The sequence below is a fragment of the Actinomadura sp. 6K520 genome, assembly GCF_004349245.1.
GTDB lineage: Bacteria > Actinomycetota > Actinomycetes > Streptosporangiales > Streptosporangiaceae > Spirillospora.
The window spans coordinates 21,110-46,877 of record NZ_SMLC01000008.1 but is presented as its reverse complement, the minus strand read 5'-3'; the positions used below and the strand labels follow the sequence as shown (position 1 = coordinate 46,877).

Below are 25,768 nucleotides of genomic sequence, written 5' to 3'. Positions count from 1 at the left end.
CTCATCACGAATATTCGTGTCAAGGAATAATTAGGGGCCAGCGACGGCGAAGTACAGGTCGGAGCCCACCGTCCGGAAGTCCTTCAGGAGAGGAGGCGGGCGTAGAGGCGGGCGTAGGCGGCCAGGGACGCGACGTCCAGGACGTCGCAGCGGGGGTCTTCCGGGGACGGGCGTGATGCGGGCCCGAGGCGGACGGTGTCGATTCCGTGGGCTCTGAGGACGACCCCGTCCGTCGAGCCGGTCCAGCCGGTGATCGGGGGCGGGGAGGCGCCGAACTCCGTTTGCCAGGCCGCGCGGGCGGCGCGGACGATCGGTGCGTCGGCGGCGGTCGCGGCGGCGGGGTGAATCTCGTCCACGTCCACTTCGACCGTGCAGGTGGCCAGGGGGCCGTTCGCGCAGGCCGTTTCGACATCGTGTCGCAGAGCGTCGGCTATTGCCTGCGGGTCGGCTCCCGGGACCGTCACGACGTAGATACCGGCCTCCAGCAGGGCCGGGAAGAGGTCGGGTTTGTCGGGGCGGCCCGCCGTGAGCGAGCCGATTCCGGCGGCGGCGCCCACCTGCGTGCCCGGGGCCTGGCCGGCGGCGACGTAGGCCGCGCGCCAGCGTTCGACGGCCTCGATGACCGGGGCCGCGTGGGCGATGACGCCGCCGGGCGGGTCGGCGGACTCGCGGGCCAGGACGGCGCCGTGCCGGCCGGCGACGCGCAGCCGCAGGTAGAGGGCGCCCGGCTCCTCCCAGAGGATCGTCGGCGGGCCGCCCTTGGCGACGATGGCGGCGGGCGGCCGGGGCGCCGTGGCGAGGTAGTGGTCGAGGCCGGTCCTGCGGGGCCTGCCGCCGGGGCCGTGCAGGGTGCTCCGGTGCGTGCCCGAGCCGGCCAGGAGGAGCCGTGCGGGTATGCCTCGGGACGCGGCGGAGACGAAACCGATCAGGGCGGCGGCGGCAGGAGCCCTTGCCACGCCCAGGCCGAAGCCCTCGGCCTCGGACGCCGTGACCTTCAGCGGGGGTGGCGCGTCGGCGCGGGCGGTGATCGGGCGGTCCTCGGACGGGTCGCCGCTGAGCGACGTGTCCAGGTGCGAGTAGAGCAGCACACCCCGCGGGTCGCCCGCCTGGAGGTTGGCGCCGCCCTTGCCGTACCGCTGGACGTCCCAGTCGAGCCACGGCCACCGCGCCGTGCACCAGGAGGCGAGGCGCACGGCGGCGGCGGCTTCGTGCCCGTACGGCGACGGGACGCCGTCCAGGACCTGGAGTACGCGGACGATGTCCGCGTACTCCGGTGCCGTACTCAGAAGCGGCCCCAGTCGTCGGAGGCCGGGCGCCACACGTCGATGTTGCGCGGGTCCGGCGGCATCCGGCGGGGACGGTGCGTCTCGTGCTCCTCCGGCGTGAACACGCGGTGCCGGTCGCACAGCTCGAACCGGGGGCCGTGCAGCGGCTCGTGCATGTAGAACGCGATGGACGTCGACGCCGAGTGGTTCACCAGGTCCGACGCGATCGGCTCGCCCTTGTACAGGGCGCGGGCCCGGAAGCGCATGACGTGGTCGAGGCTCTTCGTCGCGAAGCACAGGTGCGCGACGTAGTGCTCCTTGTTGTTCTGCAGGGCGAGGCTGTGGTGGTAGCGGTCCTCGCAGCGCAGGAACGTGGTGGAGCCCACGATCTCGTCCGACGGCAGGAAGCCCAGCACCTTGGTGTAGAACTCCAGCGACTCCTCGTACTTCGTCGTCGCGATGAACGGGTGGACGAGGTCGACCGGGCGCAGGTCCGTGACCGGCGGCTCGGCGTACTCCAGGAAGCCGGTGAACAGCTCCACGATCAGCCCGTCGGGGTCGCGGACCGCGAAGCCGTCCGCGCACAGGTCCTTCTGCCGGTCCTGCAGTTCGAGGATCTCCAGGCCGGCGTCGGCGACCCGCTTGCGCAGGTCGGCGAGGACCTCGTCGCTCTCCACGCTGTAGCCGATCGCGACGGTGTGCCCCACCTCGTGCCCGGGTGCGCTGATCAGCTCGATCGAGTGGTGCTCGATGTCGGTCCGCAGGTAGGCGTACTCGTCGGTGCGCTGTTCGAGCTGGAGCCCCACGTGGTACTGGAGGAAGTCGATCGTGCGGTCCATGTCGGGGACCTCGATGCGGGCGTACTCCATCCCGTACGGGCCGCGCGGCCGCCCCGGCCTACCGGGGATCTCGTAGGTGACGATGATGTGGTCGTCGATGACCGGACGCCAACGCTCCCGGACGAACCGCTCGTGCGACTCGCTCTCCAGGTAGGCGTTCAGGTCCGCCTGGGTTTCGAACTTCACCGAGAAGGCGTGGGTGTACCGGTCGCTGCGGGTGCTGATGTTGGGCCCGAGCGAGAAGTCGCGCATGGCCGGGTAGCGCTTCGGGAACGTGCGCAGCTCCGCGAGGATGGACTCGACGGCCTCCGCCGGCGCGTCCTCGCGGAACCGGAACGCGAGGTTGTGTTGGATCATCAGGGTTTCCTCAGAGGATGAAGCTCAGCCGGGCGCCGGCGGACAGGTGTTCGTGGCCGAGGATCGCCCGGCGCCGCCGGAAGCGCAGGCCCTCGGCGCCCGGGACGAGCAGGTGGTCGTAGCGCCCCACGTAGGCGTCGAACTCGCCGTCGCGGGCCCGGTGGACGATGAAGGACGCCGTGACCCGGAGCAGGCCCGGCTCGTCGTGCTCGCGCAGCCGGACGTTGGAGATCATCCGGTGCGTGCGGGACGGCGGGTTCTCCGCGTGCGCCTTGCGCGACTTGAGCCGCTTGACGCGCGCGCGCAGCAGGTCCCAGTCGTCGGTGACGAACGACCCGGACTCGAAGAACGACTCGCCCTTCCAGTCGGTGGCGGGCACCTCGAAGCGGGCGCCGGGCTCGAACAGCGCGAGCCAGTCGTCGTACTTCCAGGCGTCCAGGATCTCCGCCTCGGCGTAGAGGAAGTCCTCCACGTCGGCGCGGGTGATCTCACGGCCGCCGATGAGCGCGGTGCCGTCGGTGGGCGCGGTCATCGCACGTTCCTCCCCTCAAGGAAGCGCTCGGGACGGTGTCCGCCGACCACCAGGCCGTCCACGGCGCCGAGCGCGCCGACCCAGTGCCGCCAGAAGCCGCGCATCGCGCCCTCGTCGATGGAGCGGCCCTGGACGCCCTTGACCTCGTCGACCATGCCGCGGGACATGTCGCTGTAGTCCATCCCGTCGCGGATGTCGGCGGCGGTGGCCTCGATGCCCCGCTGCACCGCCTCGTACGCCTCGATGTCGTCGGGCGTGGCGAGCCCGCCGGGGCCGACGAAGCTGACCATCGTCTTCATCCGCAACGCGCGGGTGTCGGCGTCCTCGCCGCGGGGGGCGAGCTGCCAGGCGCGCACGTCGGTGCGGTCGGCCGCGACCGGTTCGAGCTGGCGGATCGACAGCCCTTCGAGGTCGAAGAGCAGCAGGTTCGGCCAGACGAACAGGATGTGGCTCTCGTCGGCGACGTACTTGGCGCGCTCGGGGCCGAGACGGCTGTCCATCTCGGCGCGGTGCGCCTCGGTGCGGACCTTCTCGTCCTCGCCGAAGCGCGGCTCCCACAGCATGCTGATGCGGCCGCCGTGCCCGGTGAGGACGAGGAGGCTGTGCCCGTTGCCGAGGTTGTAGGCGTACTGGTCGTCGTCGGTGACGGCGAAGCCGGTCTCGCGCAGGTACCCGACGAAGGTGTTGTGCGTGGGCGAGAAGTGGTAGCCGTCCATGGCGTTCTCGACGCCGAGCTTCCAGTTGCCGCGCACCCCGTACAGCTGCGTGCCGGGCAGGACCTCCATGCCGGCCTCGTGCTGCTCGGAGATCATCGTCATGTAGTCGGCGGCGTCCCCGAGGTAGTCCAGCAGCGGCGGGGCGTCCGGGTCGAACGAGACGAACACGAACCCCTCGTGGCTCTCCAGCCGGGGGACGGCGCGGAGCCGCATCGAGTCGAGGAAGCCCTCGCCCGCGGCCTCGTAGGCGTCCTTGCCGGGGATCGCCGCCACGTCACCGCTGTTGCGGAACGTCCACGCGTGGTAGAAGCACTGGAACAGCTTGGTGGACCCCTCGCGCTCGCGGCACAGGATGGTGCCGCGGTGCGGACAGGAGTTGAGCCACGCCTGGATGTCGCCCTCGGTGTCCCGGCAGAAGATCAGCGGCCGGCCGCCGAGCGTTCGCGTCTTGAAGTCGTTGGGCGTGGCGACTTCCGTCTCATGGCCCAGGTACAGCCATGTACGCGCCCATATCCGGTCGCGCTCCGCCTGGAAGATCTCCTCCGAGCGGTACGCGACCCGATTCACGCGGAAAGTCAGCGCGTCCCAGTCCTCGACGACCAGCCGCCCCGGAAGTCCCGCGCCATCCGGTCCGGGCATCGGGCTCCACCCCCTTCCACGCCGCTTCCTCAGCAGCATCGTTCAATAATTCGAGATACCATCTCGCATCGTGTACAGACTTCCCCAGTGCCGCTCGTCATGTCAAGGGGTTGTACGGAGGGATCCCAACCGGCTTGACTAGGAGCGTCACGTTCATCATGATTGCGTCTCGCAGTGAGAGATGGCATGCGGTAAGGCTACCGATACGTTATGCACTGGGCGCTTTACCCTTCGGTGTGGTGAATGACCCGCCATGACGCTCTCGCTCATGATGAGATGGCGTGTCATGCCGCCACGGAGCCGCCGCACGGCACGGGACGCGGCCGGTGGCCCAGGCAGAAGCGAGGAACGGATGGCGACGAGGACCGCACGAGACACGACGGCCGAGAGCTCCTCTTCGATCCAGACGGTGCAGCGCGCCGCGCTCATCCTGGACTCGTTCACGGTGAGTCGGCCGCATCTGAGCCTGAACGAGATCACCGCCCGGCTCGGCGCCAGCAAGGCGACCGCCCACCGGTACACCAAGGCGCTCCGGGCCGCGAACCTGCTCCGGTACGACGACCGCACCGCCCTGTACTCCCTCGGCCCGCAGGTGCTCACGCTCGCCGCCGCCGCCCGCGCCGCGCTGCCGATCGTGACCGCCGCCGAACCGTACATGGACCGGCTCGTCCAGCTCGCCGGGCAGACCGTCGTGCTGAGCATCTGGGACGGCGAGTCCCCGACGGTCGTGCGCTCGGCCGACAACACCGACCACCTGATCCGCATCAGCGTCCGCGTCGGGTCGCGGCTCGACCTGGCGACCTCCGCGCAGGGCCGGGTGTTCTGCGCGTACCTCCCGCCCGACCAGGTGCCGGCGCTGGGCAAGCTGCTGCGCCGCGCCCCGGAGCTGCGCGCGGAGCTCGACTGGATCCGCGAGCACGGGCTGTCGGTCAACTCGCCGTCCGAGAACGGCCTGCACACCATCGCGGCGCCCGTCTTCGAGGGGGACGCCATCATCGCGACGATGGCGATCGTCGGGACCTCCGTGGACGTCCCGCGCCAGGCCGACTCGCCGATGGCCGAGGCGCTGCTGGAGATCACCCGGAACCTGTCGCAGCGGCTCGGCAACAACGGCGCCCCGCACGCCGAGGCCGTCGGCTGACTCGGCACCGGACGTCGCGCCGGACGACCGGGACCGGGACCGCCGGGTCGCGGCGCACCGCCCCGGGCGGGTGCCTCGCGGGGGCGGCACGCCGCGGTCGGACCACTCAGGACAGGTCGTCCAGGTAGGTCAGCGACTTCGCGAAGTCCGCACGCGGCGGCACGAAGATGTCGATGTTGACGCACGGCTCTTCCAGCGGCTCGATGTAGTGCTCGGCCCCCGCGGGCACGAGCAGGAACGTCCCGGCCGTCATCTCGTGCGGGACGCCCTCGACGTAGTAGTTGCAGCGCCCCTCGGAGATGTAGACGAGCTGGTCGAAGTCGTCGTGGCTGTGCGGGTTGAGGTCCATGCCGACGTCGAGGGTGTGGTGGGCGACCATCACCTCGTCGGTGGAGTAGACCCGGCGCCGCACCCCCTTGCGCAGCTCGGTCTCCGGCATGTCGGCCCAGCCGATCACCCTGTTGTAGAGCTTGGCGTTGCGGCCCTCGTCGGTCATCTGTTCCCCTCTCGGCCGGCCGCCGCTTCCAGTCCGGCGGCCAGAATCTGCAGGTCAGAGCCCGTCACCAGGTAGCGCGCGGCGGCCAGCCCGTGGCCGTCCGCGGCGGTGGTGGACGGGACCCAGCCGCCGAACGCGATGCCCCGCCGTCCGGCGGCCTCCTCGATCTCGGTGACGGCCGCGCGCAGCTCGCCGCCGCCGGGGGCGGCGCCCAGGCTCACCGCGAGGTCGGTGCCGCCGACGAAGACGACGTCCAGGTCGCCGGTCACCGCGTCCCAGGAGTCGCCTCCCCGCCACCAGGGGGTCTCGATCTGGCCGACCAGCAGCGGCGGGTCGGCGCGTTCGGCGGCCAGGAACGCCGCCAGGCCGCCGGACGAGCGCAGCCCGAACCCGGCGGCCCGGTTGGCGAGGCTGACCGACCGGGCCCCCTCGGGCGCGAACCGCGTGGCCCGGACGAGCGCGCGGGCCTGCGCCGCCGAGCCCAGCATGGACAGCTGCAGCCCGGCGGCGCCGTTCTCCAGCAGGCGGCAGATCAGCGGCGCGTCGACCTCGGGGATCCGGACGAGCGCCGGCAGCCCGCAGCGTTCAGCGTGCCGGACGAGCCCGATGGCGTCGGCCTCGGTCAGCGTGGAGTGCTCCAGGTCGACGACGACGAAGTCGAAGCCGGCGAGGCCGCACACCTCGACCACGTCCGGCGCGGGCAGCTTGACGAAGGTCCCGGTGACCCGGGTGCCCTCCAGCAGCGCCGCCCGCAGCCGGGCCCGTGGTGATGCATTCCGCGGCGACGGGCCGCCCCCGGACGTCATAGGCCGCGCCACGGGACGGTCTCGACCTCCGCACCGCCGTGCAGGACCAGCGCGGGCTGCAGGAGGGGCGCGGTGATGGAGTTGCCCGCGGCGTCCGGGAGGACGACCGGGCCGGTCTCCTCGACCACGGTGACGTGGGCCGGGCCGCCGGCCTCCAGGCGCCCGTAGCCCTCGGCCTCCAGGCCGAGCAGCCGCGCCGGGTGCACGGTGGCGCGGGCGACCGCCTCGGTGAGCGGGAGGCCGAGCGCGACGAGCTTGGACATGCTGGTCAGCAGGTCGAACACCGGTCCGCGCCAGTTGCGGGCGCTGGTGTCGGAGCTGAGGACGTCGGGGTAGAAGCCCTTCTCGATCGCGGGACGCGCGACCTCGAAGCTGAGGTTGCTCTTGCCGTGCGCCGAGTCGAACAGGACGCCGCGCTCGCGGGCCGCCAGCACCGCGGGGTGCACGGCGTCGCCGTCCAGGATGCCGTGCTCCTTGCCCGTGTAGCAGTGCGCGACGACGTCGCCGGGGCGGAGGTGGTCCAGGACGACCGGGAGCGGCTCGGACGTCTCGCCGATGTGCACCATCAGCGGCAGGCCGGCCCGCTCGGACAGGTCGAGGGACTTCTTCAGCAGCATCTGCCAGTTGTCGCCGACCACGTCCTCCGACAGCCGGATCTTGAAGCCGCGCACCACGTCGGGGTTCTCGGCGGCGGTGGCGAGGGCGTCGTCCGGGACGAGCGTGTCGGGGTTCATCAGCTCGCCGAAGCGGAAGTCGATGAGGCCGAGCACCGAGACGTTCAGGAAGTTCACGATCCGCATCGGCGACGGCTCGACCACCAGCTTGCGGAAGGCGGCGAACGTGGCGGCGCCGGCCGTCCCGGCGTCCGCGGCGGCGACGACGCCGCGGCGCAGGTGCGCCTCGTCGGGGGGCGCGCCGACCGCGGACACGTACTGGAAGATGTGGGTGTGCCCCTCGACCAGGCCGGGCAGCACCCAGCGTCCGGTGCAGTCGATGACCTCCGCCGCCTCCGCGGCGAGCCCCGCGCCGACGGCCGCGATCGTGCCGCCGTCGACGGCGACGTCGAGCACGGCGTTCGTGCCGGACGCGGGATCGATGACCGTCCCGCCCCGGAGCACGCGATCGTAGCCGGGCTTCTTGTCTTCGGTCATCGGGGTTCTCCCTGTTCTGTGCGGGTGGTGAGGGAAACGTGGGTCCGCCGCCGCAGGCGAGGCGGCGCGGAGCGCGGGGTCACGCCCGGACCCGGGTGGTCAGTGGCAGCACGCCGTCGATCTCGACCCGGACGGTGTCGCCGGGCCGCAGGAAGTCGCCGCGGTCCTGGCCGGTCCCGGCGGGCGTGCCGGTCAGCACGACGTCGCCCGGGTGGAGGACGGCGTACCGGGAGATCCGGGCCAGCAGCTCGGGGATCGGGAAGATCATGTCGGCGCTGCTGGAGTCCTGGCGCCGCTCGCCGCCGACCCAGGAGCGGACGCCGATCGCGTCCGGGCCGGCGAGCCGGTCCCGGCTCAGCAGCGACGCGCCCAGCGGGGTGAAGCCGGGGAAGCTCTTGGCCAGGACGGGCCACCCGGTGCGCTTCATGACGTCGCGGCAGGTCATGTCGTTGGCCGCGGTGACCGCCGCGACGGCCGCCCAGGCGTCGGCCTCGGCGGCGTGGTCGAGGGTGCGGCCGATCACGACGGCGATCTCGGCCTCGTAGTCCATCTCGGCGGTCTGCTCGGCCGGCAGCCGGACGGCGGCACCGGGACCGCTCACCGACGACGGCGCGGCCAGGTAGAGCACCGGCTCGGCCGGGACGTCGCGTCCGGTCAGCCGCGCCTTCGAGTGGTAGTTCATGCCGATGCCCCACAGGGCGCGCGGGCGGAGGGGCGCGAGCAGCGGCCCGGGGCCGGCGGCGGCACCGGTGGCGCCGTCACCGTCGGCGCCGTCGCCGGTGACATCGGCGAGCGGGATCCGCCGGACGACCTCGGCCGCGGCGAGGGCGTCCAGCGAGCCGGTCGCCTCGATGAGGGCGCCCGCGTCGGCGTACGGGGTGTCGAGGAGGGCGATCGCGCCGTCCTCGATCCGGCCGAGGCCCTGCGAAGTCATTGCAACATGCACAACGTCATCTTTCGATGTGAGATGGACGGCTGTCAAGCAATGAGAGACGGTATCTCACAATGCAACACGACATCATCCGGGCAGCACCGTCCCGCCGCCTGGCGCGACCGGGCGGCGGCCGGGCGGCTGGACGACGCGCGGTCAGGCGTCCGCTTTGGGCGCCGCGGAGAGCTGCCGTGCCACGTCGGACCCGTCCCAGTAGTCGACGCGGCGCGCCACCAGACCCTCCGCGTCCACCCACAGGCGGAACACGCCGCGGACCCGTACCGGCGCGTATCCGGCCGAGACGAGCCGGAACGACATCGAGTACGCCAGCACCGCCCGCACGTCCCGGACGACCAGGTCCTCCATGACGTACTTCAGGTCGGCGAAGTCGGCCAGGAAGCCGTCCAGCCGTTCCCGGTACGCGGCACGGCCGACGACGCCCCGCCCCGTCGCCGCGGTGTGCTCGCTGACGAAGCCCTCGGCCACGCACGCGGCGACGGCGTCGGCGTCATGGCGGTTGAGGGCCGCGAGGTACCTGAGCACCGCCGCGCGGGTCCGCTCCTCGACCCGCGCGGCGGCCCCGGGTTCCGCCGGCCGGGGCCACCCGGTCAGGACCGTCCCCACTTGGCCCTGACGGTGTCGAACACCCGCTGGTCGTGGGAGATCTCGATGACGTTGCCGTCCGGGTCCTTGAGCGCGCAGATGTAGCCGACCGGGTCGGGCATGTCGCGCGGCTCCCAGTGCAGGCAGCCCAGCTCGCGGGCGCGCTCGGCCAGCTCGTCCACGTCGCCGCGCGCGGGCACCTCGATGCCGATGTGGGCGAACGGGTGCAGCAGCCCCAGCTGGTTGCCCCTGTCCTTGTTGAACGACACCAGCACCAGCACGAACGGCGTCTCCACCTGGCCCTCGTTGGACAGCCAGACGCTCTCGCCGTCGGCGTCCTTGAAGCGCTCGACCACCACCAGCGGGGTGAGCGAGGTGTAGAAGTCGATCGACTTGTCCAGGTCACCGCTGGGCAGCGCGACGTGCGTCCAGCGTGCGGCGGTCAGTCCGGTCACGTAGTCCTCCTCGGATTCGTCCGGGCCGGGATTCCCCTGGCCCGCTTGCTCTTCCAGGTCACGCCGTACCCCGCTGGAACGCCTTGCCCAGGGCCCGCGGCTCGCGGTCCTTGGCGGCGAACAGCAGCATGGCCACCAGCGCCAGCAGGTAGGGGGCGACGATCAGCAGCTGCGAGTTCAGCGAGATGCCCAGCGCGGGCAGCGCCAGCCGCATCGCGTCGGCGAGCCCGAACAGCGCGCAGCCGAGCAGCGTGCGGCCCAGCCGCCACGCCCCGAAGATCACCGCGGCGATCACGATGAAGCCGCGGCCCGCGGTCATGTTCTGGCTGAACGAGCCGACCTCGCCCACCGCCAGGTAGGCGCCGCCGAGCCCGGCCAGCAGCCCGCACCACAGCAGCGCCTGGCGGCGCCGCGCGTTCACGTCGATGCCGGTCACGTCCGCGGCCTGCGGATCCTCGCCGACCGCCCGCAGCTCCAGGCCCCACCGGCTGCGCTCGACCAGCCACCACGTCAGCGGGACCACCGCGATCAGCAGGTAGACCGGCCACCGCTCGACGAACAGCACCTGCCCCACGATCGGGATGTCGCGCAGCACCGGCACGCTCACCTGCCACACCTGGTGGCCGGTGAACGACCCGGTCACGACCAGGTAGCTGGTCAGCCCCAGCACCAGCGTGTTGAGGACGAGGCCGACCACGAACGTGTTCACCGCCGCGCGGTGCGACAGGTTGCCGTGCACGAACCCGATGAGCAGGCCGACCAGCATCCCGACGACCAGCCCCGACGAGGCGCTGCCGGTCACGGACGCGCCGGCGATCGCGCCGAACGCGCCGCCCAGCATCATCGCCTCGACGGAGATGTTCACCGTCCCGGCCCGCTCCGCGAGGTACTCCCCGCAGGCCGCGAACGCGAGCGGCACCGTCAGCCGGGCGCCGCTGGCGAGGATCGTGGAGATGTTGTCCGCGGCGCTCATGACGCCACCGCCTCCTTGGGCTCGGGTGCCGGGACGTCCGCGTCGGTCCCCGTCCCGCGGCCCGCGCGCCGGCGGCGCAGCGCCTCGGTCAGCACGGGCGGGACGACGAACGCGAGCACCAGCAGCGACTTCACCACGTCCACGAGGAAGTGCGGGACACCGGTCGACGCCAGGAACCCGCCCCCCGAACGCAGCACACCGAACAGCAGCGCGACGGGGATCGCCGCCAGCGGGCGGTTGCGGGCGACCAGCGCCACCAGCAGGCCGTCCCAGCCGATGTTGTTGGACAGGCCCTGCTGCAGCCGGTTGGTGCCGACCGGGCTGGTCAGCAGGACCGCCCCGGCCACGCCCGCGAACGCGCCGGACAGCGCGAGCGCCATCCCGCTGAGCGCCGCGACCCGCACCCCGGCGTGCCGCGCCGCCCGCGGGTTCAGGCCGAGCATCGTCAGCCGGAAACCCCACCGGCTCCGCGCGATCAGCACCGCGATGACCACGGCCGCGAGCAGCGCGATGAGCAGCCCGCCGTTGACTTGGAGCCCCGGGTACTCGCCGAACGAGCCCAGCAGGCCGTTCTCCGGCAGCCGGTTGGACTGCGGCGAGACCGTCGCGCCACCGCGCCGCGTCTCCTGCAGCAGCCACTCGGTGTTGACCGCGTACGAGACGAGCTGCTGCGCGAGGAACGTCATCAGCAGCGTGCTCACCACGATGTTGACGCCGCGGAACCGGTGCATCAGCGAGCTGATCCCGGCCCACGCCCCGCCCGCCAGCGCCGCCGCGACCAGCGCGATCACCAGCAGCGCCGGTCCCGGCACGGCCAGCCGCAGCCCGACCGCGGCCCCGGCCAGCGCGCCGATGAGCACCTGGCCCTCCTGGCCCAGGTTGAACACGCCGGCGCGGACGCACACGCACGTCCCGACCGCGACCAGCAGCAGCGGCGCCGCGTACAGCAGCGTCGAGCTGATCGCCGACGAGTTCGCCAGGCTGCCGTCGTACAGCGCCCTCACGGCCCCGCCCGGCGACCCCCCGGTCAGCGCCACCAGCACCGACGACAGCGCCAGTGCCAGTGCGACCGCGACCGCCGTGGCCAGCGCCACCTGGACCCCGCCGGGCCCGGGATTCAGGGCGGCGGCGAGCCGCCGCCCCATCCGGTCGGCGTCACTCGCGCCGTGCCCTCCGGTCACGCGGCCACTCCCCCCACGAGCATGCCGAGGCGTTCGGCGGTGGCCTCCGCGGTGGGGAGGAGTCCCGTGATGCGGCCGCGGGAGATGACCGCGATGCGCGAGGACAGGGCCATGACCTCCTCCAGCTCGGTGCTGATGAGCAGGACCGCCACCCCGCCGGACGCGGCCTTGCGCAGGCGCAGGTACATGTCCTCGATGGCTCCGACGTCCAGGCCGTGGGTGGGCTGGGCGGCGACCAGGACCGACGGGTTCGCCGACATCTCCCGGGCGAGGACCACCCGCTGCTGGTTGCCGCCCGACAGGCTGCGGACGGGGGTGTCCAGCGACGAGGTGATGATGTTGAACTCGGTCGCCAGCCGCCGGGCCAGCTCGTGGGTCTTCCGGCGGTCGATGAGGAACCGGCCGCTGACGCCGTCGAGGGACTTCATCACCAGGTTGTCCGCGACGCTCATGTCGAGGACGACGCCGGAGCCGTGCCGGTCCTCGGGGATGATGCCGAGGCCGGCCTGGTGCAGCGCGCCCGGCCTGGCCGGGTCGACCGGCGTCCCGCCGACCTCGATCGTCCCGGTGGCGGGCTCGACCAGGCCGGACAGCAGGTCGCCCAGCGTCGCCTGGCCGTTGCCCTCCACGCCGTACAGCCCGAGGATCTCGCCCGGCGCGACCTCAAGGCCGAAGTCGTCGAGGAGCGGGACGCCGTCGGTCTGGACGGTGATGCCGGACAGCCGGAGCGCGGGCTCGACGTCGGGTTCCGGCGCCTCCTCCCGCTTCCGGCCGCCGCGCCGCTCCACCGGGAGCATGCCGAGGGCGGCGGCCTCGGCGCGCAGCGAGACGTCCCGGCCGACCATCTGCCGGGCCAGCTCCTGCGCGCTGGTCTCCGCGGTCACGCTGTGGAACGCGACCCGCCCCCGGCGCAGCACGGTCACCCGGTCGGTGGCCGTGGTGATCTCCGCCAGCTTGTGGCTGATCAGGACCACCGCGCGGTCCTCGCCGGCGACGACCTCGCGCAGCACGCCGAACAGCTCCGCCGACTCGGCCTGGGTGAGCACCGAGGTGGGCTCGTCCAGGACGAGGACGGACGGGTCGCGGCGCAGGCACTTGATCAGCTCGACCCGCTGCCGCTCCCCGGCCGACAGCCGGGACACGGGCGCGAGCGGGTCGATCGGCAGCCCGTACCGGCCACCGACCTCCGCGACCTGCTCGCACGCCCGCGCCCGGTCGACCTTGCCGGTGTCGCCGAGCGTGACGTTCTCCCAGACGGTGAGCGGCTCGACGAGGCTGAAGTGCTGGTGCACCATGCCGATGCCGAGCGCGATCGCCGCCTGCGGCCCGTCGACCTCGACCGGCCTGCCGTCGTGGCCGATCGTTCCCCCGTCCCGCCGGACCAGGCCGAGCAGGATCTTCATCAGCGTGGACTTGCCCGCGCCGTTCTCGCCGAGCAGGCCGTGGATCTCCCCGCGGTGGACGGTCAGGTCCACCGCGTCGCAGGCCACGACCGGCCCGTACGACTTGCAGATCCCGCGCAGCTCCAGCGCGGGCGCCCGTGCCCCGCCGCGGTGACCGAGGCCGTCGCCGGGGAGGCCGTCACGATCGGTCATGTCACTTACCGAGCCTCTCCACTTCCGCGGAGGCGTTGATCTTCCCGCTCGCGATGTCCTGCATGAACGCGTCGATCTTCTGCTTCGCCTCGGGGTTGTCGCCGCACAGCTTGACCGTGGGGTACGGGTCCTTGCCGATCGTCCAGACCTTCTGCACGCCCATTTCGAGCTTGCCGTCGGCGAACAGCTTCAGCGCCTCGGTGAAGTAGTCGCCGGGGCTGAACAGCACCGACACGTCGAACTTCGGGTCGGTGGAGTCGCACCGGTCGGTGCCCGGGGTCAGCGTGATGAGCTTCTTGGTGTTGGCGAGCTTGGTGGCGGCGTCGGTGGAGCCGCCGAGGTACGGGTACACGGCCCCGACGCCCTGGTCGATCTGGGCCTGCACCGCCTCCTTGGCCTTGGCGGCGTCGTCCTGGTCACCCGCGTAGGTGGTGGTGACGTTCGCGTCCGGGATCACCGAGCGGATGCCGGCCTGGAACGCCTTGGAGGCGTTGATGTTGAAGTCGACCTCCATGCCGGCCACGAAGGCGGCCTTCTTGGTGTTGCGCTGCTGCATCAGGACGCCGGTCGCGTACCCGGCCGACAGGATGCTCTGCGCGGGGTCGTCGGTGGACAGCATGATCCGGGGGGTCTGCTCGACGTTGCCGGAGCTCGGGACGTACCAGGCGGTCTTCTCGCACACCGCCTCCTCCGAGGCGGGGATCGCGTCCTTGAGCTCGGAGGCGCCGAGGGCGACCATGTCGACCTTCTGCTGGCACAGCGCGCGGGCGGCGCTCAGCGCCTCGCTCTCCGGGACGCTGCCGCGCTTGATGATCTCCCAGCCCTTCTCCTTGGCGAAGGTCTCGGCACCGGTCACGAAGCTCTCGTAGTAGCCGTTGTCGTTGATGTCGCCGGGGCTGAGCACGCCGATGACGACCTTGCCGTCGCCGTTGACGTCGGGGTTCGGCACGACGCCGCCCCCGGCTCCGGAGGAGGAGTTCTGGTTGGCGGTGGCGTCGCCGTCGGCGCAGCCGGCGAGGGCGAGGAGGGTGGCGCACGCGACGGCCGCGCTCGCCATCCGCACCGTTTTACGGTTCTTCACCTCGGGGGTCCTTTCGATCGGACGGTGAGACGAGCAGGTTGCGGGAGCTCGGTGGGCCGGCGGTCGCGGTGACCACCGGCCAGCGGCGGGGGATCCGCAGTCCGGCCGCGCGCAGCAGCGCGGCCGATCTCGACTCCGCCTCCCGGCGGAGTTCCGCGGTGTCGACGGTCGTGATCCGGCGGTCGCGGACGACCGCCTTCCCGTCGACCAGGACGTCGCGGACGGTGTGGCCGGGTGCACCCCACACCAGGTGCGTGGCCAGGTCGCCGGGAGGCGTCCAGGCCGGGTCGTGCGTGTCGAGCACGACGAGGTCGGCGGCCTTGCCGACCTCTATCGACCCGATCAGGTCGCCGAGGCCGACGGCCTCGGCACCGGCGCACGTGGCCAGTGCGAACGCCTCGTCGGCGCGCAGCGGCCAGGTGCCCCGGTCGTTCTCCAGGCCGGCCAGCAGCCCGGCCGTGCGCAGCACGTCGGGTGCGTCGCCGGCGTTGTGGGCGTCGCAGCCGAGCGCGACGCGGCCGCCGCGGCGGACGAGTTCGCCGTGCCGCCCGGCCCGGGTGTACCCCTGGCCGAGCCGCAGGTACGCGCCCGGGCACGACGCCACCGCCGTGCGGGTCGCGAGGACGGCCTCGACCTCCGCGTCGTCCAGCCACACGGCGTGGCCGAGGAGCAGCCGCGGCCCCAGCACGCCCAGCTCGCGCAGGTGGACGAGCGGGCGGACGCCGGTGCGCCGCAGGTACGACTCGGCGTCGCCGGGGCCGGGCGACATGTGGCAGGTCAGGCCGGTGCCGAGGCGCTCGGCGAGCTCGGCGGCGCCGGTGAACAGCTCGTCGCTGACCAGGTCGTGGCCGACCAGCGTGACCCATCCGGTCACCGGGCCCGCGGCGGGGAGGCTCCGGACGATCTCCTCCTGGCGGGCGAGGGCCTCGGCGGCGGGCAGCGAGTGCGGCACGCCCGGGGCGTCCCAGCCCCAGCCGCCGACCCGGCCCCGGATCCCGGCCGCGGCCAGCCCCGCGGCGACCCGGCCGGGGTGCGCCACGGTGCCCGCCTCCAGGACGGTGGTGACCCCGCGCAGCAGCGACTCCGCGGCGGTCAGCGTCGCCGACAGCTCGTCGTCGTCGCCGGTCACGCGCTCGTGCAGGGGCACGGCCCAGCCGAAGATCGCCTCCTGGGCGTCGATGTCGTCGGGGATCACGCTGCGGATCAGCGGGTCCACGGTGCAGTGCTGGTGGGCGTTGACGAGGCCGGGGATCACGACGCAGCCGGTCGCGTCGAGTTCCGCGGCGCCGGGGTGGGCCGCGCGGAGCGTTCCATAGGCGCCGACTCCGGCGATGCGCCCGGCCGCGACCGCGACGGTGGCGCCGGTGACGACCTCGCGTCCGGGCGCCATCGTCACGACCGTCCCGCCGGTGACCAGGAGCGGTGACCCGTTCGACCCGGTCATGTTCGGCTCGGTCATGTTCGGCCCGGTCATGGGCGGACCAGGACCTTGCCGATGGCCGCCCGCGACTCGGCGGCGGCGAACGCGGCGGGCAGCTCGGCCATCCCGTACTCGGCCATCCGGACGGTCCGCAGGCCGCCGCCGAAGTAGGCGTCCAGCATCGCGGCGAACTCGGGCTCCGTGTAGGCGCCCGTGCCCAGCACCCGCAGGCCGCGGTGGTACACGCCCGCGAGGGAGATCGTGACCTCGTCGCCGGTGGTGTTGCCGAACGTCACCAGGCGCCCGCCCGCGCGCAGGCAGTCCAGGGAGGTCTGCCAGGTCGCCGCGCCCACGTGATCGAGCGCGAGGTCGGCGCCCTCGCCGCCGGTGAAGCGGCGCACGGCCGCGACGACGTCGGCGTCGTTGTGCAGCAGCAGGTCGGCGCCGAGGTCGGCGGCGAGCGCGAGCTTGGCGTCGCTGCCCGCGACCGCGACGACCCGCGCCCCGGCGCGCTTGGCGAGCTGCACCGCGGCGATGCTGACGCCGCTGGCCGCGGCCTGCACCAGCACGGTCTCGCCCGCGGCGACGGCGCCGACGGTGACCGTGGCGCGCCAGGCGGTGCTCCACGCCGACGGCAGCGCGGCGGCCTCGTCCAGCTCGATGTGCTCGGGGACGCGGTGGACGAGCCGGGCCGGCACCCGCACGTACTCGGCGAAGCCGCCGGCGGTGTTCCCGCCGACGACGCGGACGGCGGGGCAGTGGCCGGGGTCCCCGGCTCCGCAGCGCGCGCACGTCCCGCAGCCGTGCGTCGGGTCGATCACCACGCGGTCGCCGGGCGCGTACCCGGCCACCTCGTCCCCGGCCGCCGCGACGTGGCCGGCCACGTCCATGCCGGCGATGTGCGGGAGGCGGAAGCCGGGCAGCACCGCGGGGCCGCGGCGCTGCAGGACGTCGAGCCGGTTCAGCGCGCAGGCCCGTACCCGGACCAGCACGTCACGGGGACCGGGGACCGGGTCGGCGATGTGCCGCAGCGACACCACCTCCGGGCCACCGAACCCCGTCTGGACCAGCGCTTTCACCAGGGACCTCCGCCCTCAGCCGATTCAAGCCATCTCGCATTGTGAGTCACCGACTCGCAATGTGAGGGCAACTCTGAACCCCGCTCACGGGGCGTGTCAACACCCGCGCCGGAAATCGCGGCGCGGGCGGCTCAGCGGTCGAGCAGCCGCACCGCGACCGCCTTCTCCTGCGTGTACTCGCGCAGCGCCGCGTATCCGCCGCCCGCGCTGAACCCGCTGTCCTTCTGCATGTTGAACGGGAAGCCGATGACGCCCGCGTCGTGGAACTGGTTCACGGCGACCTGCCCGGACCGCACCTCCTTGGCCGCGCGCAGCGCCCGCGACACGTCGCCGGTCCAGATGCAGGCCAGCAGCCCGAAGTCGGTGTCGTTCATCATCTCGACGGCCTGCGCGGTCCCGGTGAAGCCCTGGATCGCGAGCACCGGCCCGAAGACCTCCTCGCGCACGACCCGCATCCCCCGGTCCACCCGGTCCAGGACGGTCGGTGCCACGAACCAGCCGTCGTCCGGCACCTCGGCCTTCGCCCCGCCCGTGACGACGCGCGCGCCCTCGCCGGGCGCCTCCTCCAGGAAGCCGAGCACGCGCTCGCGCTGCTCCCGGCTGACCAGCGGCCCCATGTCGAGGTCCTGGTCCCACGTCCCGAGCCGGACGGCGCGCATGCCCGCCACGACGCGCTCGGTCACCTCGTCGCGGATCGACTCCTCGACCAGGAGCCGCGAGCCCGCGTAGCAGTTCTGGCCCGCGTTCTCGGTGATCGAGCCGACGATCGCCGGGATCGCCGCGTCGAGATCGGCGTCGGCGAACACGACGTTGGGCGACTTGCCGCCCAGCTCCAGCTTGACCGGCACGAGGTTCTCGGACGCGGCGCGCATCACCGCGCGCCCGGTCGCGGTGGAGCCGACGAAGCTGATGTGGTCGATGCCCGGGTGGGAGGTGAGTGCCACGCCCGCCTCCGCGCCGAGCCCGGTCACGACGTTGAACACCCCGGGCGGCAGACCGGCCTGGCGGGCCAGCTCGGCCAGCGCCAGCGGGCCGAGCGGGGCGACCTCCGACGGCTTGAGCACGACCGTGTTGCCGGCCGCGAGCGCGGGCGCGACGTTGGCGGCCGACAGCAGGGTCGGAACGTTCCACGGAAGTGTCACCGCGCACACCCCGTACGGCTCCGGGATCGTGAAACCGAGGTAGTCGGGCGTGCGGGTCGGCAGCGTGACGCCGGTGAGCTTGTCGGCGGCGCCGGCGAAGTACTCGATGATCCCCTGCGCGATGAACGCGTTCATCCGCCCGCCGGACAGCGGCTTGCCGACGTCGCGCGCCTCGAACCGGGCGAGGTCCTCGACGCGCTCCATGACCAGTGCGGCCCAGCGGCCCAGCAGCGCGCCGCGCTCGGCGGGCGAGGTGGCGGCCCAGCCGGGAAAGGCGCGCCGGGCCGCGGCGACCGCGGCGTCGACGTCGGCCTGGCCGCCGCGCGCGATTTGCTGGATAACCTTACTGTTCGCCGGGTCCAGAACGGGAAGTTCGCCCTGGTCACGGGCCGGAACCCAGGCTCCGTCGAGCAGCTGGCGGGCGACCGGAATCTCAAGTGCGGACATACCGGAATCCTTGACCGGAACTATCCCACATGTCAAGATGCCGTATCTCTTTATGAAATGACCTTGGAGGCCGCATGCGGGTCACCGCCGCCGTACTGGACCGACCGGGAGAGCCCCTGGCCCTGCGGGACGTGGAACTCGGCCCGCCCCGCCCGGACGAGGTCCTGGTCCGGCTCAGCGCGGTCGGCATCTGCGCGACCGACCTGGAGTTCGCGACGTTCTTCGAGGCGCCCGCCGTGCTCGGGCACGAGGGCGCCGGCATCGTGGAGCGGGCCGGCGACCGGGTCACGTCCGTCGCGCCCGGCGACCACGTGGCGCTGTCCTTCACCTCGTGCGGGCGGTGCCGGCCCTGCCTGACCGGTTCGCCCGGCTACTGCCTGCGGTTCGACGCGCTCAACTTCAGCGGCCGGCGCCCCGACGGGTCCTCGGCCGTCTCGCTCGGCGGCACCGAGATCAACGCGCACTTCCTCGGGCAGTCGGCGTTCGCCGACCACGTCGTCGCGCCGGAGCGGGCCGTCGTGCCGATCGGCAAGGACGCGGACCTCACCCTGGCCGGGCCGTTCGGCTGCGGCTTCCAGACCGGTGCGGGCGGCGTGCTCAACGTGCTGCGGCCCGCCCCCGGCTCGTCGATCGCGATCTTCGGGGCGGGGTCGGTGGGCATCGCCTCCGTCCTCGCGGCGGCGCTCAGCGGATGCACGACCGTCGCGGTCGTGGACCTCAACGCCGAACGGCTGGCCACGGCCCGGTCCCTCGGCGCCACCCACGGCGTGACCGGGGGCGAGGGCGCCGCCGAAGAACTGCGCTCGATCGCCCCGGACGGGTTCGACTTCGTCCTGGAGACCACCGGCCGCGCGGACGTCCTCCGCACCGGCGTGGAGGCCCTCGCCCCGCTCGGCCGCTGCGGCGTGATCGGCGTCGGGCCGAGCGCGGAGATGAGCTTCGACTGGCGCAGCGTCCTCAACGGCCGCACGATCACCGGCATCATCGGCGGCGGCGCGATCCCGCAGGTCTTCGTGCCCGAACTGCTGCGGCTGCACGCCGCGGGCCGGTTCCCGGTGCACGAGGTCGTCGGGCACTTCCCGTTCGAGCGGATCGGCGAGGCCGTCGACGCGGCCAGGCGCGGGACGGTCGGCAAGGCCGTCCTGACCTTCTGACCCCGCGAAGCCGACCCCGAAGTTCCCAGAGGCGCGGCTGGGCAACACCGCGCGGAAACCATGCGGCACCTGGAGTCGCGCACATGACACAGCAGCAGATGACACAGCAGGAGCAGTTCGACCACCACTCGGACGAATGCAACGCCGACCCGGTCGCGTACTACGCCGCGTACCGGGAGGGCTGCCCCGTCGGGCGCACCTCGGCGCACGGCGGGTTCGTCTACACGACGCGGTACGCCGACGTCGCGCGGATCGCCCGGGACGACGCGGCGTTCTCCTCGTCGCGCGAGGCGACCGGCGTGGACGGCGTCGCCATCGTCATCCCGAGCGGGCCGGGCCTGGAGCAGTACCCGATCGAACTCGACCCGCCCCGCGCCACCGGCTACCGCGACCTGATCAACCCGCTGCTCACCCCGGCGGCGGTCGAGCGGCTGCGCCCGATGATCGCCCGGCACGCCGCGCGGGCCGTGGACGCGTTCATCGAGCTGGGCTCGGCGGACCTCGTCCGCGACCTGACCAACCCGGTCCCGGCCGCCGTCACCCTCGACTGGCTGGGCTTCCCCGAGGAGGACTGGGCGAAGCTCGCCGGGCCGGTGCACGACATCTTCGCCGCCCCCGCCGGCAGCGAACGCGCGCGGCGGGGCGCCGAGGGCCTCGCCTACATGGAGCGGCGCATCCGCGAGCTGATCCGGGACCGCCGCGCCGAGCCCGCCGAGGACGCGGTCAGCGCCCTGGTCACCGCACGCGACGAGCACGGGAACCCGTTCGGCGAGGACGAGCTCGTCTCGGTGATCGGGCTGCTCATCGCGGGCGGCGTCGACACCACGACCTCGCTGACCGGGTCGACGCTCGTCCACCTGAGCCGCGACCCCGGCCAGCGGCAGCGCCTCATCGACTCCCCCGACCTGCTGGAGCGCGCCACCGAGGAGTTCCTGCGGGCGTTCGCGCCGTCCCAGTCGATGGCTCGCACGGCGCTGGCCGACGCCGAGGTCGGCGGCTGCCCGGTCCGGGCCGGTGAGCGCGTCCTGATCCCGTGGGTGGCCGCCAACCACGACCCCGCCGTGTTCCCCGAGCCGGCGGAGATCCGGCTCGACCGCGACGCGTCCCGGCACCTCAGCTTCGGGATCGGCTCGCACCGCTGCGCCGGAGCCCACCTGGCCAGGGCGATGTTCCGGGAGATGATGACGCAGGTGCTGACCCGCCTCCCGGACTTCCGGGTGCTGGAGGACGGCCTCGTCGGGTATCCGACCAACGGCAACCAGAAGGGCTGGGACGCGATCCCGGCCGTCTTCACCCCGGGCCCGCGCGCCACCGGCACGTCCATGGCGGCGTCCCCGCTCGGCGCCGCCTACGACCTGACCGTGACGCGCGCCGAGACCGCGGCCGACGGCGTGCTCGCCCTGACGCTGGCGCGGGCCGACGGGGCGCAAACGCCCGCGTGGGAGCCCGGCGCGCACCTTGAGCTGCGGCTTCCGTCCGGCCGCGTGCGCCAGTACTCGCTGTGCGGCGACCCGGACGACCGCACGCGCTACCGCATCGCCGTGCTGCGCGAGCCGGACGGCCGGGGCGGCTCCGAGGAGGTGCACGCGCTCGCCCGCGACGGCGTCACGTTCGGCGTGCGGGGCCCGCGCAACCACTTCCCGCTCGTGGACGCCGCGTCCTACCTGTTCCTCGCGGGCGGGATCGGCGTCACGCCCATCCTGGCCATGGTGCGAGCGGCGGCCGCGCGGGGAGCCGACTTCCGCGTCGTGTACGGGGGCCGCAGCCGCGCAACGATGGCGTTCCGGGACGAGCTCGCCGGCCTCGCCGGCGACCGGCTGCGGGTGCTGCCCCAGGACGAGGCCGGCGTCCCGGACCTGAAGGCGATCCTCGCGGAGGCCGGACCGGACACCGCCGTCTACTGCTGCGGCCCCACCGGGATGATCGCCGCGGCGGAGGGGGTCTGCGACGAGCTGGGCATCCGTCCCCGCCTGCACGTCGAGCGCTTCACCGGCGACGACTCGCTGGAGGTGGCGTTCGACCCGGCGCTCAACACCGAGTTCGACGTCCACCTCGCGCGGACGGGCGCCACGCTGCGCGTCCCCGCCGACCGGCGGCTCATCGAGGTGGTCCAGGAGGCGGTGCCCGGCCTGTCGTACGACTGCGAGAAGGGCTACTGCGGCGCGTGCGAGACCCGCGTGCTGGCGGGCGAGCCCGAGCACCGCGACTCGCTGCTCACCGAGGAGGAACGGGCCGCGGGCAAGACCATGATGATCTGCGTGGGCCGCTGCACCTCGTCCCGCCTGGTGCTCGATCTGTAGCGCTAATACGAGACACCATCTCGTATAGTGCAGGTTTTACACGCGGTTAACGGTCTCGGAACGGTGCCGCACCACCGGGCGGCGAGCATGCGGCCATGCTTCAGCCCAAAGAAGGCCGGATCGACGGCGCGCACTACCTCCCGACCACCCCCGAGACCTGCCTGTGGGGCCGGCTCCCCAACCGGGACCGGCCCCCGGTGCTGCGGATCGCCTCCGGCGACACCGTCACCATCGACACGCTCAGCCACGAGGGCATCCTGGAGGACCAGGGCCGCGACCCGGCCGCGTACCTCGCGCGGTTCGGCGTTCCCGCCGACGGGGTCCTCGCCGACGCCCGCGACCTCGCCGCGTCCGCGGTCGCCCACGACTACGACACCGACGGCCCGCACGTGGTCACCGGCCCGATCGAGGTGGCCGGCGCGGAGCCCGGCGACGTGCTGCGGGTCGAGACGCTGAGCCTGCTGATCCGGGCGCCGTACGGCTTCATCAGCAGCAGGCACGGCTACGGGGCGCTGCCCGGCGAGTTCCCCGAGACCGCCCCCGACAGCGGCCCCCACAGCGGCCCCCACAGTGGCGCCGCCGGGGACGGCGTCCGCGCCTACAACAGCGTGTGCGAGTTCGTGGAGGTCATCGAGGAGGCCGGGCGCCTGCACGGGACGCTCCCGTACGGCGGCGGGCGCGCCGCGCGCTTCCCGCTCGCGCCCTTCCTCGGGCTGATGGGCGTGGCGGCCGACACCGCCGACCCCGTCCACTCGGTCCCCCCGGGAAGCCACGGCGGCAACCTCGACATCAAGGAACTCCAGGTCGGCTCGTCGCTCTACCTGCCCGTCCATGTTCCCGGCGCCGGCTTCTACACCGGTGACCCGCACTACGCCCAGGGGAACGGGGAGGTCGCGCTCACCGCCCTGGAGGCGCCGCTACGCGCGACACTGCGGCTGACCGTGCTCCCGCGGGCGGAGGCGTCCGCCCTCCTCGGCATGCTGGGCGAGCCGTTCGCCGAGACCGGGACCCACTGGCTGCCGCTGGGACTGCACGAGGACCTGGACGAGGCCGTGCGCCGCGCCGTGCGGGCCGCGGTCGGCTTCCTGTCGGCGACCCAGGGGATGCCGCGGCACACGGCCCTCGCCTATCTCAGCGGCGCCGCCGACTTCGAGATCAGCCAGGTGGTCGACGGGATCAAGGGAGTCCACTGCATGATCCGCAAGGCCGACTTCCGCTAGCCGCGCCCCTCCCCGCGCCCGTCTCCGGGGCGCTCGTCCTTCTCGTCGGCCACGGGATGCTCCACCAGGGCCAGGACCCGGTTGGACATGAAGCGGGCCGTGCGGATCGTGGTGCCCGTGCGGGTCACCTCGCTGACCTCCACCACCCCGCGCCGGTTGCCGATCTCCACGCGGCGCCCGGCGCGGGTGGCGGCGACCTCGTACGTCTTGGTCGCGGATCCGCCGACGTCCACCACGATCTCGACCCAGTCGCCCTTCATCGGGACCCCCTCGAACATCCGAACGGATGTTCGATATGTACCCGGGAACAAACGTCGGCAACCCCGCCGGAAGCCCGGATCAGCCGAAGAGCAACTGGGCGATCGCGGCCAGCCCCACGGCCACGATCACCCCGCGCAGCACCGCCGGCGGGATCCTGCGCGCGAGCCGGGCGCCGAGCAGCCCGCCGACCGTCGAGCCGACCGCGATCAGCAGCACCGCCCACCAGCTGATCTCGGTCTGGCCGAGCAGCCACATCGTGATGAACAGCAGCGCGGCCGTGCCGTTGACGATGGACACCATCGCGTTCTTGGCGCCGTTGAGCCGCTGCAGGTCGTCGTCCAGCGCGATCCCCAGCAGCGCGATGAGCACGATCCCCTGCGCGGCGCCGAAGTAGCCGCCGTACATGCCGGTGCCGAAGACACCGACCCACAGCCCGGGACCGCCCTCCGGACGGTGCCGCTCCCGCCCGTCGCGGCGCTCCCGCATCCACGCCTGGAGCCTCGGCTGGACGACCACCAGCACCAGCGCGACGAGGATCAGCACCGGCACGATGACGGCGAACGCCTCGGGCGGCAGCGTCAGCAGCAGGAGGCCGCCCGTGAGCGCGCCGGCGAACGAGGCGCTGCCCATCCGCACCAGCCGGCGGCGCTGCCCCCGCAACTCCTCGCGGTACCCGTACGTACCGCTGACGTTGCCGGTCACCAGGCCGAGGTTGTTGGACACGTTCGCCACGACCGGCGGGTAGCCGAGCGCGAGGAGGGTCGGGAAGGTGATCAGCGTGCCGGAGCCCACGACCGCGTTGATCCCGCCGGCGGCGATCCCGGCGGCCAGCACCGCGATCGCGTCCAGGACGTCCAAACCGCACCTACTCGTTCACAAGGCTAACAATGGCCTCACGATGGTAGAGAACCGTGCAGGTCAGGCTGTGAACCGGGGTACCCGGAACGGGCGACCCGGCCTGCCGCTCCCGATCTTCCGCCCCCGGCCTTCCGCTCCGGCTCACCGGACGGCGCGGGCGTACCACCGGCCGTTCTGGCGCTCCACGGTGAGCGGGAGCCCGAAGGTGTCCGACAGGTGCTCGGAGGTGAACACCTCGTCCACCTTCCCCTGCGCGACGAGCTCGCCGCCGCGGAGCAGCAGGGCGTGGGTGAAGCCCTCCGGGACCTCCTCCACGTGGTGTGTGACCATCGCCATCGTGGGTGCGGCGGGGTCGTCGGCGAAGGTGGACAGCCGGGCGACGAGGTCCTCGCGGCCGCCGAGGTCGAGGCCCGCGGCGGGCTCGTCCAGCAGCAGCAGCTCGGGGTCGGGCATGAGCGCGCGGGCGATCTGGACGCGCTTGCGCTCGCCCTCGGACAGCGTGCCGAACGTGCGCCGCATCAGGTCCGCGCAGCCGAGGGCCTCCAGCAGCGCGACCGCACGGCTCACGTCGGTCGAGTCGTACTCCTCCTGCCAGCGCCCCAGGATCGCGTACGAGCCCGTCAGCACCAGGTCGACGACGCGTTCCTGGGTGGGTATCTTCTCCGCGACCGACGAGCTGGCCAGCCCGATACGGGGACGCAGCTCGAAGACGTCCGTGCGGCCCAGCTCCTCCTCAAGGACCACCACCTCGCCCTCGGTGGGATGCAGCATCGCGCCGGCGATCTGGAGCAGCGTGGTCTTCCCGGCTCCGTTCGGACCCAGGACGACCCAGCGCTCGCCCTCGTTCACCGTCCATGTGACATCGCGCAGCAGGGTCGCCCCGCCGCGCCTGACCCCGACTCCGCGGAGCTGAAGCACCTCGCCGGCCATCGCGCGCCTTCGTCTCCCATCCCGGTGGTCCCGATCCTCAGACAAGAACCTATGTGATCCGGGGCGGCGGGCGCCTCCCCGCGCCCCACCGGAAACGACGGTTCCGCGATGCACCCCGGACGCAAGAGCTTGCTTACGTTCGGCGGCATCGGCCTCGCGAACGCTTATGGTGGATCGCATGCTCGTACGGGAGTGT

Annotated in this window: 24 protein-coding genes; 4 read left to right on the top strand and 20 right to left on the bottom strand. The window is 72.9% G+C overall.

Annotated features, from left to right (window positions below; all coding sequences use genetic code 11):
- Positions 1-83: 83 nt before the first annotated feature.
- From E1289_RS04220 to E1289_RS04205, 4 genes are read right to left on the bottom strand one after another with little or no spacing between them, the layout of a single operon-like run.
- Positions 84-1,319, bottom strand: a complete 1,236-nt coding sequence (locus E1289_RS04220) for a M20/M25/M40 family metallo-hydrolase (protein ID WP_165970335.1) — start codon at positions 1,317-1,319, stop codon at positions 84-86.
- Positions 1,283-2,461 (bottom strand): Dabb family protein, encoded by a 1,179-nt coding sequence (locus E1289_RS04215; RefSeq protein ID WP_131975435.1) that lies wholly within the window; start codon positions 2,459-2,461, stop codon positions 1,283-1,285. The genes E1289_RS04220 and E1289_RS04215 overlap by 37 nt, the downstream gene beginning before the upstream one ends.
- A 10-nt stretch (positions 2,462-2,471) precedes the next feature.
- Complete coding sequence (locus E1289_RS04210; RefSeq protein WP_131975433.1) at positions 2,472-2,993, bottom strand: aromatic-ring-hydroxylating dioxygenase subunit beta; 522 nt, start codon at positions 2,991-2,993, stop codon at positions 2,472-2,474.
- The gene (locus E1289_RS04205) at positions 2,990-4,348 is read right to left on the bottom strand and encodes a Rieske 2Fe-2S domain-containing protein (RefSeq protein WP_165970334.1); all 1,359 of its coding nucleotides are present in this window, start codon (positions 4,346-4,348) and stop codon (positions 2,990-2,992) included. The genes E1289_RS04210 and E1289_RS04205 overlap by 4 nt, the downstream gene beginning before the upstream one ends.
- A gap of 352 nt (positions 4,349-4,700) precedes the next feature.
- Here E1289_RS04205 and E1289_RS04200 point away from each other — a divergent pair, with 352 nt between their 5' ends.
- The gene (locus E1289_RS04200; RefSeq protein WP_165970333.1) at positions 4,701-5,489 is read left to right on the top strand and encodes an IclR family transcriptional regulator; all 789 of its coding nucleotides are present in this window, start codon (positions 4,701-4,703) and stop codon (positions 5,487-5,489) included.
- A 106-nt stretch (positions 5,490-5,595) separates the two neighbouring features.
- On the opposite strand, the gene E1289_RS04195 is transcribed toward E1289_RS04200, so the two are convergent.
- The 13 genes from E1289_RS04195 to E1289_RS04135 all read right to left on the bottom strand — a co-directional run bounded on the left by E1289_RS04195 (position 5,596) and on the right by E1289_RS04135 (position 18,849).
- On the bottom strand, positions 5,596-5,985 hold the full coding sequence (locus E1289_RS04195; RefSeq protein WP_131975427.1) for a cupin domain-containing protein: 390 nt from the start codon (positions 5,983-5,985) through the stop codon (positions 5,596-5,598).
- Positions 5,982-6,791 carry an aldolase/citrate lyase family protein gene (locus E1289_RS04190; protein ID WP_131975425.1) on the bottom strand — a complete coding sequence of 270 codons (810 nt, stop codon included), beginning with the start codon at positions 6,789-6,791 and terminating at the stop codon, positions 5,982-5,984. Before E1289_RS04190 ends, E1289_RS04195 begins: the two co-directional genes overlap by 4 nt.
- Positions 6,788-7,942, bottom strand: a complete 1,155-nt coding sequence (locus E1289_RS04185; protein ID WP_131975423.1) for an amidohydrolase family protein — start codon at positions 7,940-7,942, stop codon at positions 6,788-6,790. Before E1289_RS04185 ends, E1289_RS04190 begins: the two co-directional genes overlap by 4 nt.
- A gap of 79 nt (positions 7,943-8,021) precedes the next feature.
- The gene (locus E1289_RS04180; protein WP_131975421.1) at positions 8,022-8,876 is read right to left on the bottom strand and encodes a fumarylacetoacetate hydrolase family protein; all 855 of its coding nucleotides are present in this window, start codon (positions 8,874-8,876) and stop codon (positions 8,022-8,024) included.
- Positions 8,877-9,029: 153 nt separating this feature from the next.
- Positions 9,030-9,497, bottom strand: a complete 468-nt coding sequence (locus E1289_RS04175) for a nuclear transport factor 2 family protein (protein ID WP_243712598.1) — start codon at positions 9,495-9,497, stop codon at positions 9,030-9,032.
- A complete protein-coding gene (locus E1289_RS04170; RefSeq protein WP_131975419.1) occupies positions 9,482-9,931 on the bottom strand; it encodes a VOC family protein in 450 nt (149 codons plus the stop codon). Before E1289_RS04170 ends, E1289_RS04175 begins: the two co-directional genes overlap by 16 nt.
- 58 nt (positions 9,932-9,989) lie before the next feature.
- Positions 9,990-10,904, bottom strand: a complete 915-nt coding sequence (locus E1289_RS04165) for an ABC transporter permease (protein ID WP_131975417.1) — start codon at positions 10,902-10,904, stop codon at positions 9,990-9,992.
- Positions 10,901-12,085 (bottom strand): ABC transporter permease, encoded by a 1,185-nt coding sequence (locus E1289_RS04160; RefSeq protein ID WP_207928782.1) that lies wholly within the window; start codon positions 12,083-12,085, stop codon positions 10,901-10,903. The genes E1289_RS04165 and E1289_RS04160 overlap by 4 nt, the downstream gene beginning before the upstream one ends.
- The gene (locus E1289_RS04155) at positions 12,082-13,680 is read right to left on the bottom strand and encodes an ABC transporter ATP-binding protein (RefSeq protein ID WP_131975415.1); all 1,599 of its coding nucleotides are present in this window, start codon (positions 13,678-13,680) and stop codon (positions 12,082-12,084) included. Before E1289_RS04155 ends, E1289_RS04160 begins: the two co-directional genes overlap by 4 nt.
- 1 nt (position 13,681) lies before the next feature.
- The gene (locus E1289_RS04150) at positions 13,682-14,761 is read right to left on the bottom strand and encodes a BMP family ABC transporter substrate-binding protein (protein WP_207928781.1); all 1,080 of its coding nucleotides are present in this window, start codon (positions 14,759-14,761) and stop codon (positions 13,682-13,684) included.
- Entirely contained in the window at positions 14,748-16,235 is a 1,488-nt protein-coding gene (locus E1289_RS04145) for an amidohydrolase family protein (protein ID WP_207928780.1), read from the bottom strand. The genes E1289_RS04150 and E1289_RS04145 overlap by 14 nt, the downstream gene beginning before the upstream one ends.
- Complete coding sequence (locus E1289_RS04140) at positions 16,232-17,260, bottom strand: zinc-binding dehydrogenase (protein ID WP_131975413.1); 1,029 nt, start codon at positions 17,258-17,260, stop codon at positions 16,232-16,234. Before E1289_RS04140 ends, E1289_RS04145 begins: the two co-directional genes overlap by 4 nt.
- Before the next feature lie 131 nt (positions 17,261-17,391).
- Positions 17,392-18,849 carry an aldehyde dehydrogenase family protein gene (locus tag E1289_RS04135; protein ID WP_131975411.1) on the bottom strand — a complete coding sequence of 486 codons (1,458 nt, stop codon included), beginning with the start codon at positions 18,847-18,849 and terminating at the stop codon, positions 17,392-17,394.
- Positions 18,850-18,923: 74 nt separating this feature from the next.
- Between E1289_RS04135 and E1289_RS04130 the strand changes: the two genes are divergently transcribed.
- The 3 genes from E1289_RS04130 (at position 18,924) to E1289_RS04120 (ending at position 23,523) form a co-directional block, all read left to right on the top strand.
- Positions 18,924-20,003, top strand: a complete 1,080-nt coding sequence (locus E1289_RS04130) for an NAD(P)-dependent alcohol dehydrogenase (RefSeq protein ID WP_131975409.1) — start codon at positions 18,924-18,926, stop codon at positions 20,001-20,003.
- Between the two features lie 83 nt (positions 20,004-20,086).
- A complete protein-coding gene (locus tag E1289_RS04125) occupies positions 20,087-22,303 on the top strand; it encodes a cytochrome P450 (protein ID WP_131975407.1) in 2,217 nt (738 codons plus the stop codon).
- Between the two features lie 95 nt (positions 22,304-22,398).
- Complete coding sequence (locus tag E1289_RS04120) at positions 22,399-23,523, top strand: acetamidase/formamidase family protein (protein WP_131975406.1); 1,125 nt, start codon at positions 22,399-22,401, stop codon at positions 23,521-23,523.
- Here the strand turns inward: E1289_RS04120 and E1289_RS04115 are convergent.
- The 3 genes from E1289_RS04115 to E1289_RS04105 all read right to left on the bottom strand — a co-directional run bounded on the left by E1289_RS04115 (position 23,520) and on the right by E1289_RS04105 (position 25,572).
- On the bottom strand, positions 23,520-23,801 hold the full coding sequence (locus tag E1289_RS04115) for a hypothetical protein (protein WP_243712597.1): 282 nt from the start codon (positions 23,799-23,801) through the stop codon (positions 23,520-23,522). The genes E1289_RS04120 and E1289_RS04115 overlap by 4 nt on opposite strands.
- Before the next feature lie 61 nt (positions 23,802-23,862).
- Complete coding sequence (locus E1289_RS04110) at positions 23,863-24,642, bottom strand: sulfite exporter TauE/SafE family protein (protein ID WP_131975405.1); 780 nt, start codon at positions 24,640-24,642, stop codon at positions 23,863-23,865.
- Between the two features lie 141 nt (positions 24,643-24,783).
- Positions 24,784-25,572, bottom strand: a complete 789-nt coding sequence (locus tag E1289_RS04105; RefSeq protein WP_131975403.1) for an ABC transporter ATP-binding protein — start codon at positions 25,570-25,572, stop codon at positions 24,784-24,786.
- Positions 25,573-25,768 lie beyond the last annotated feature (196 nt).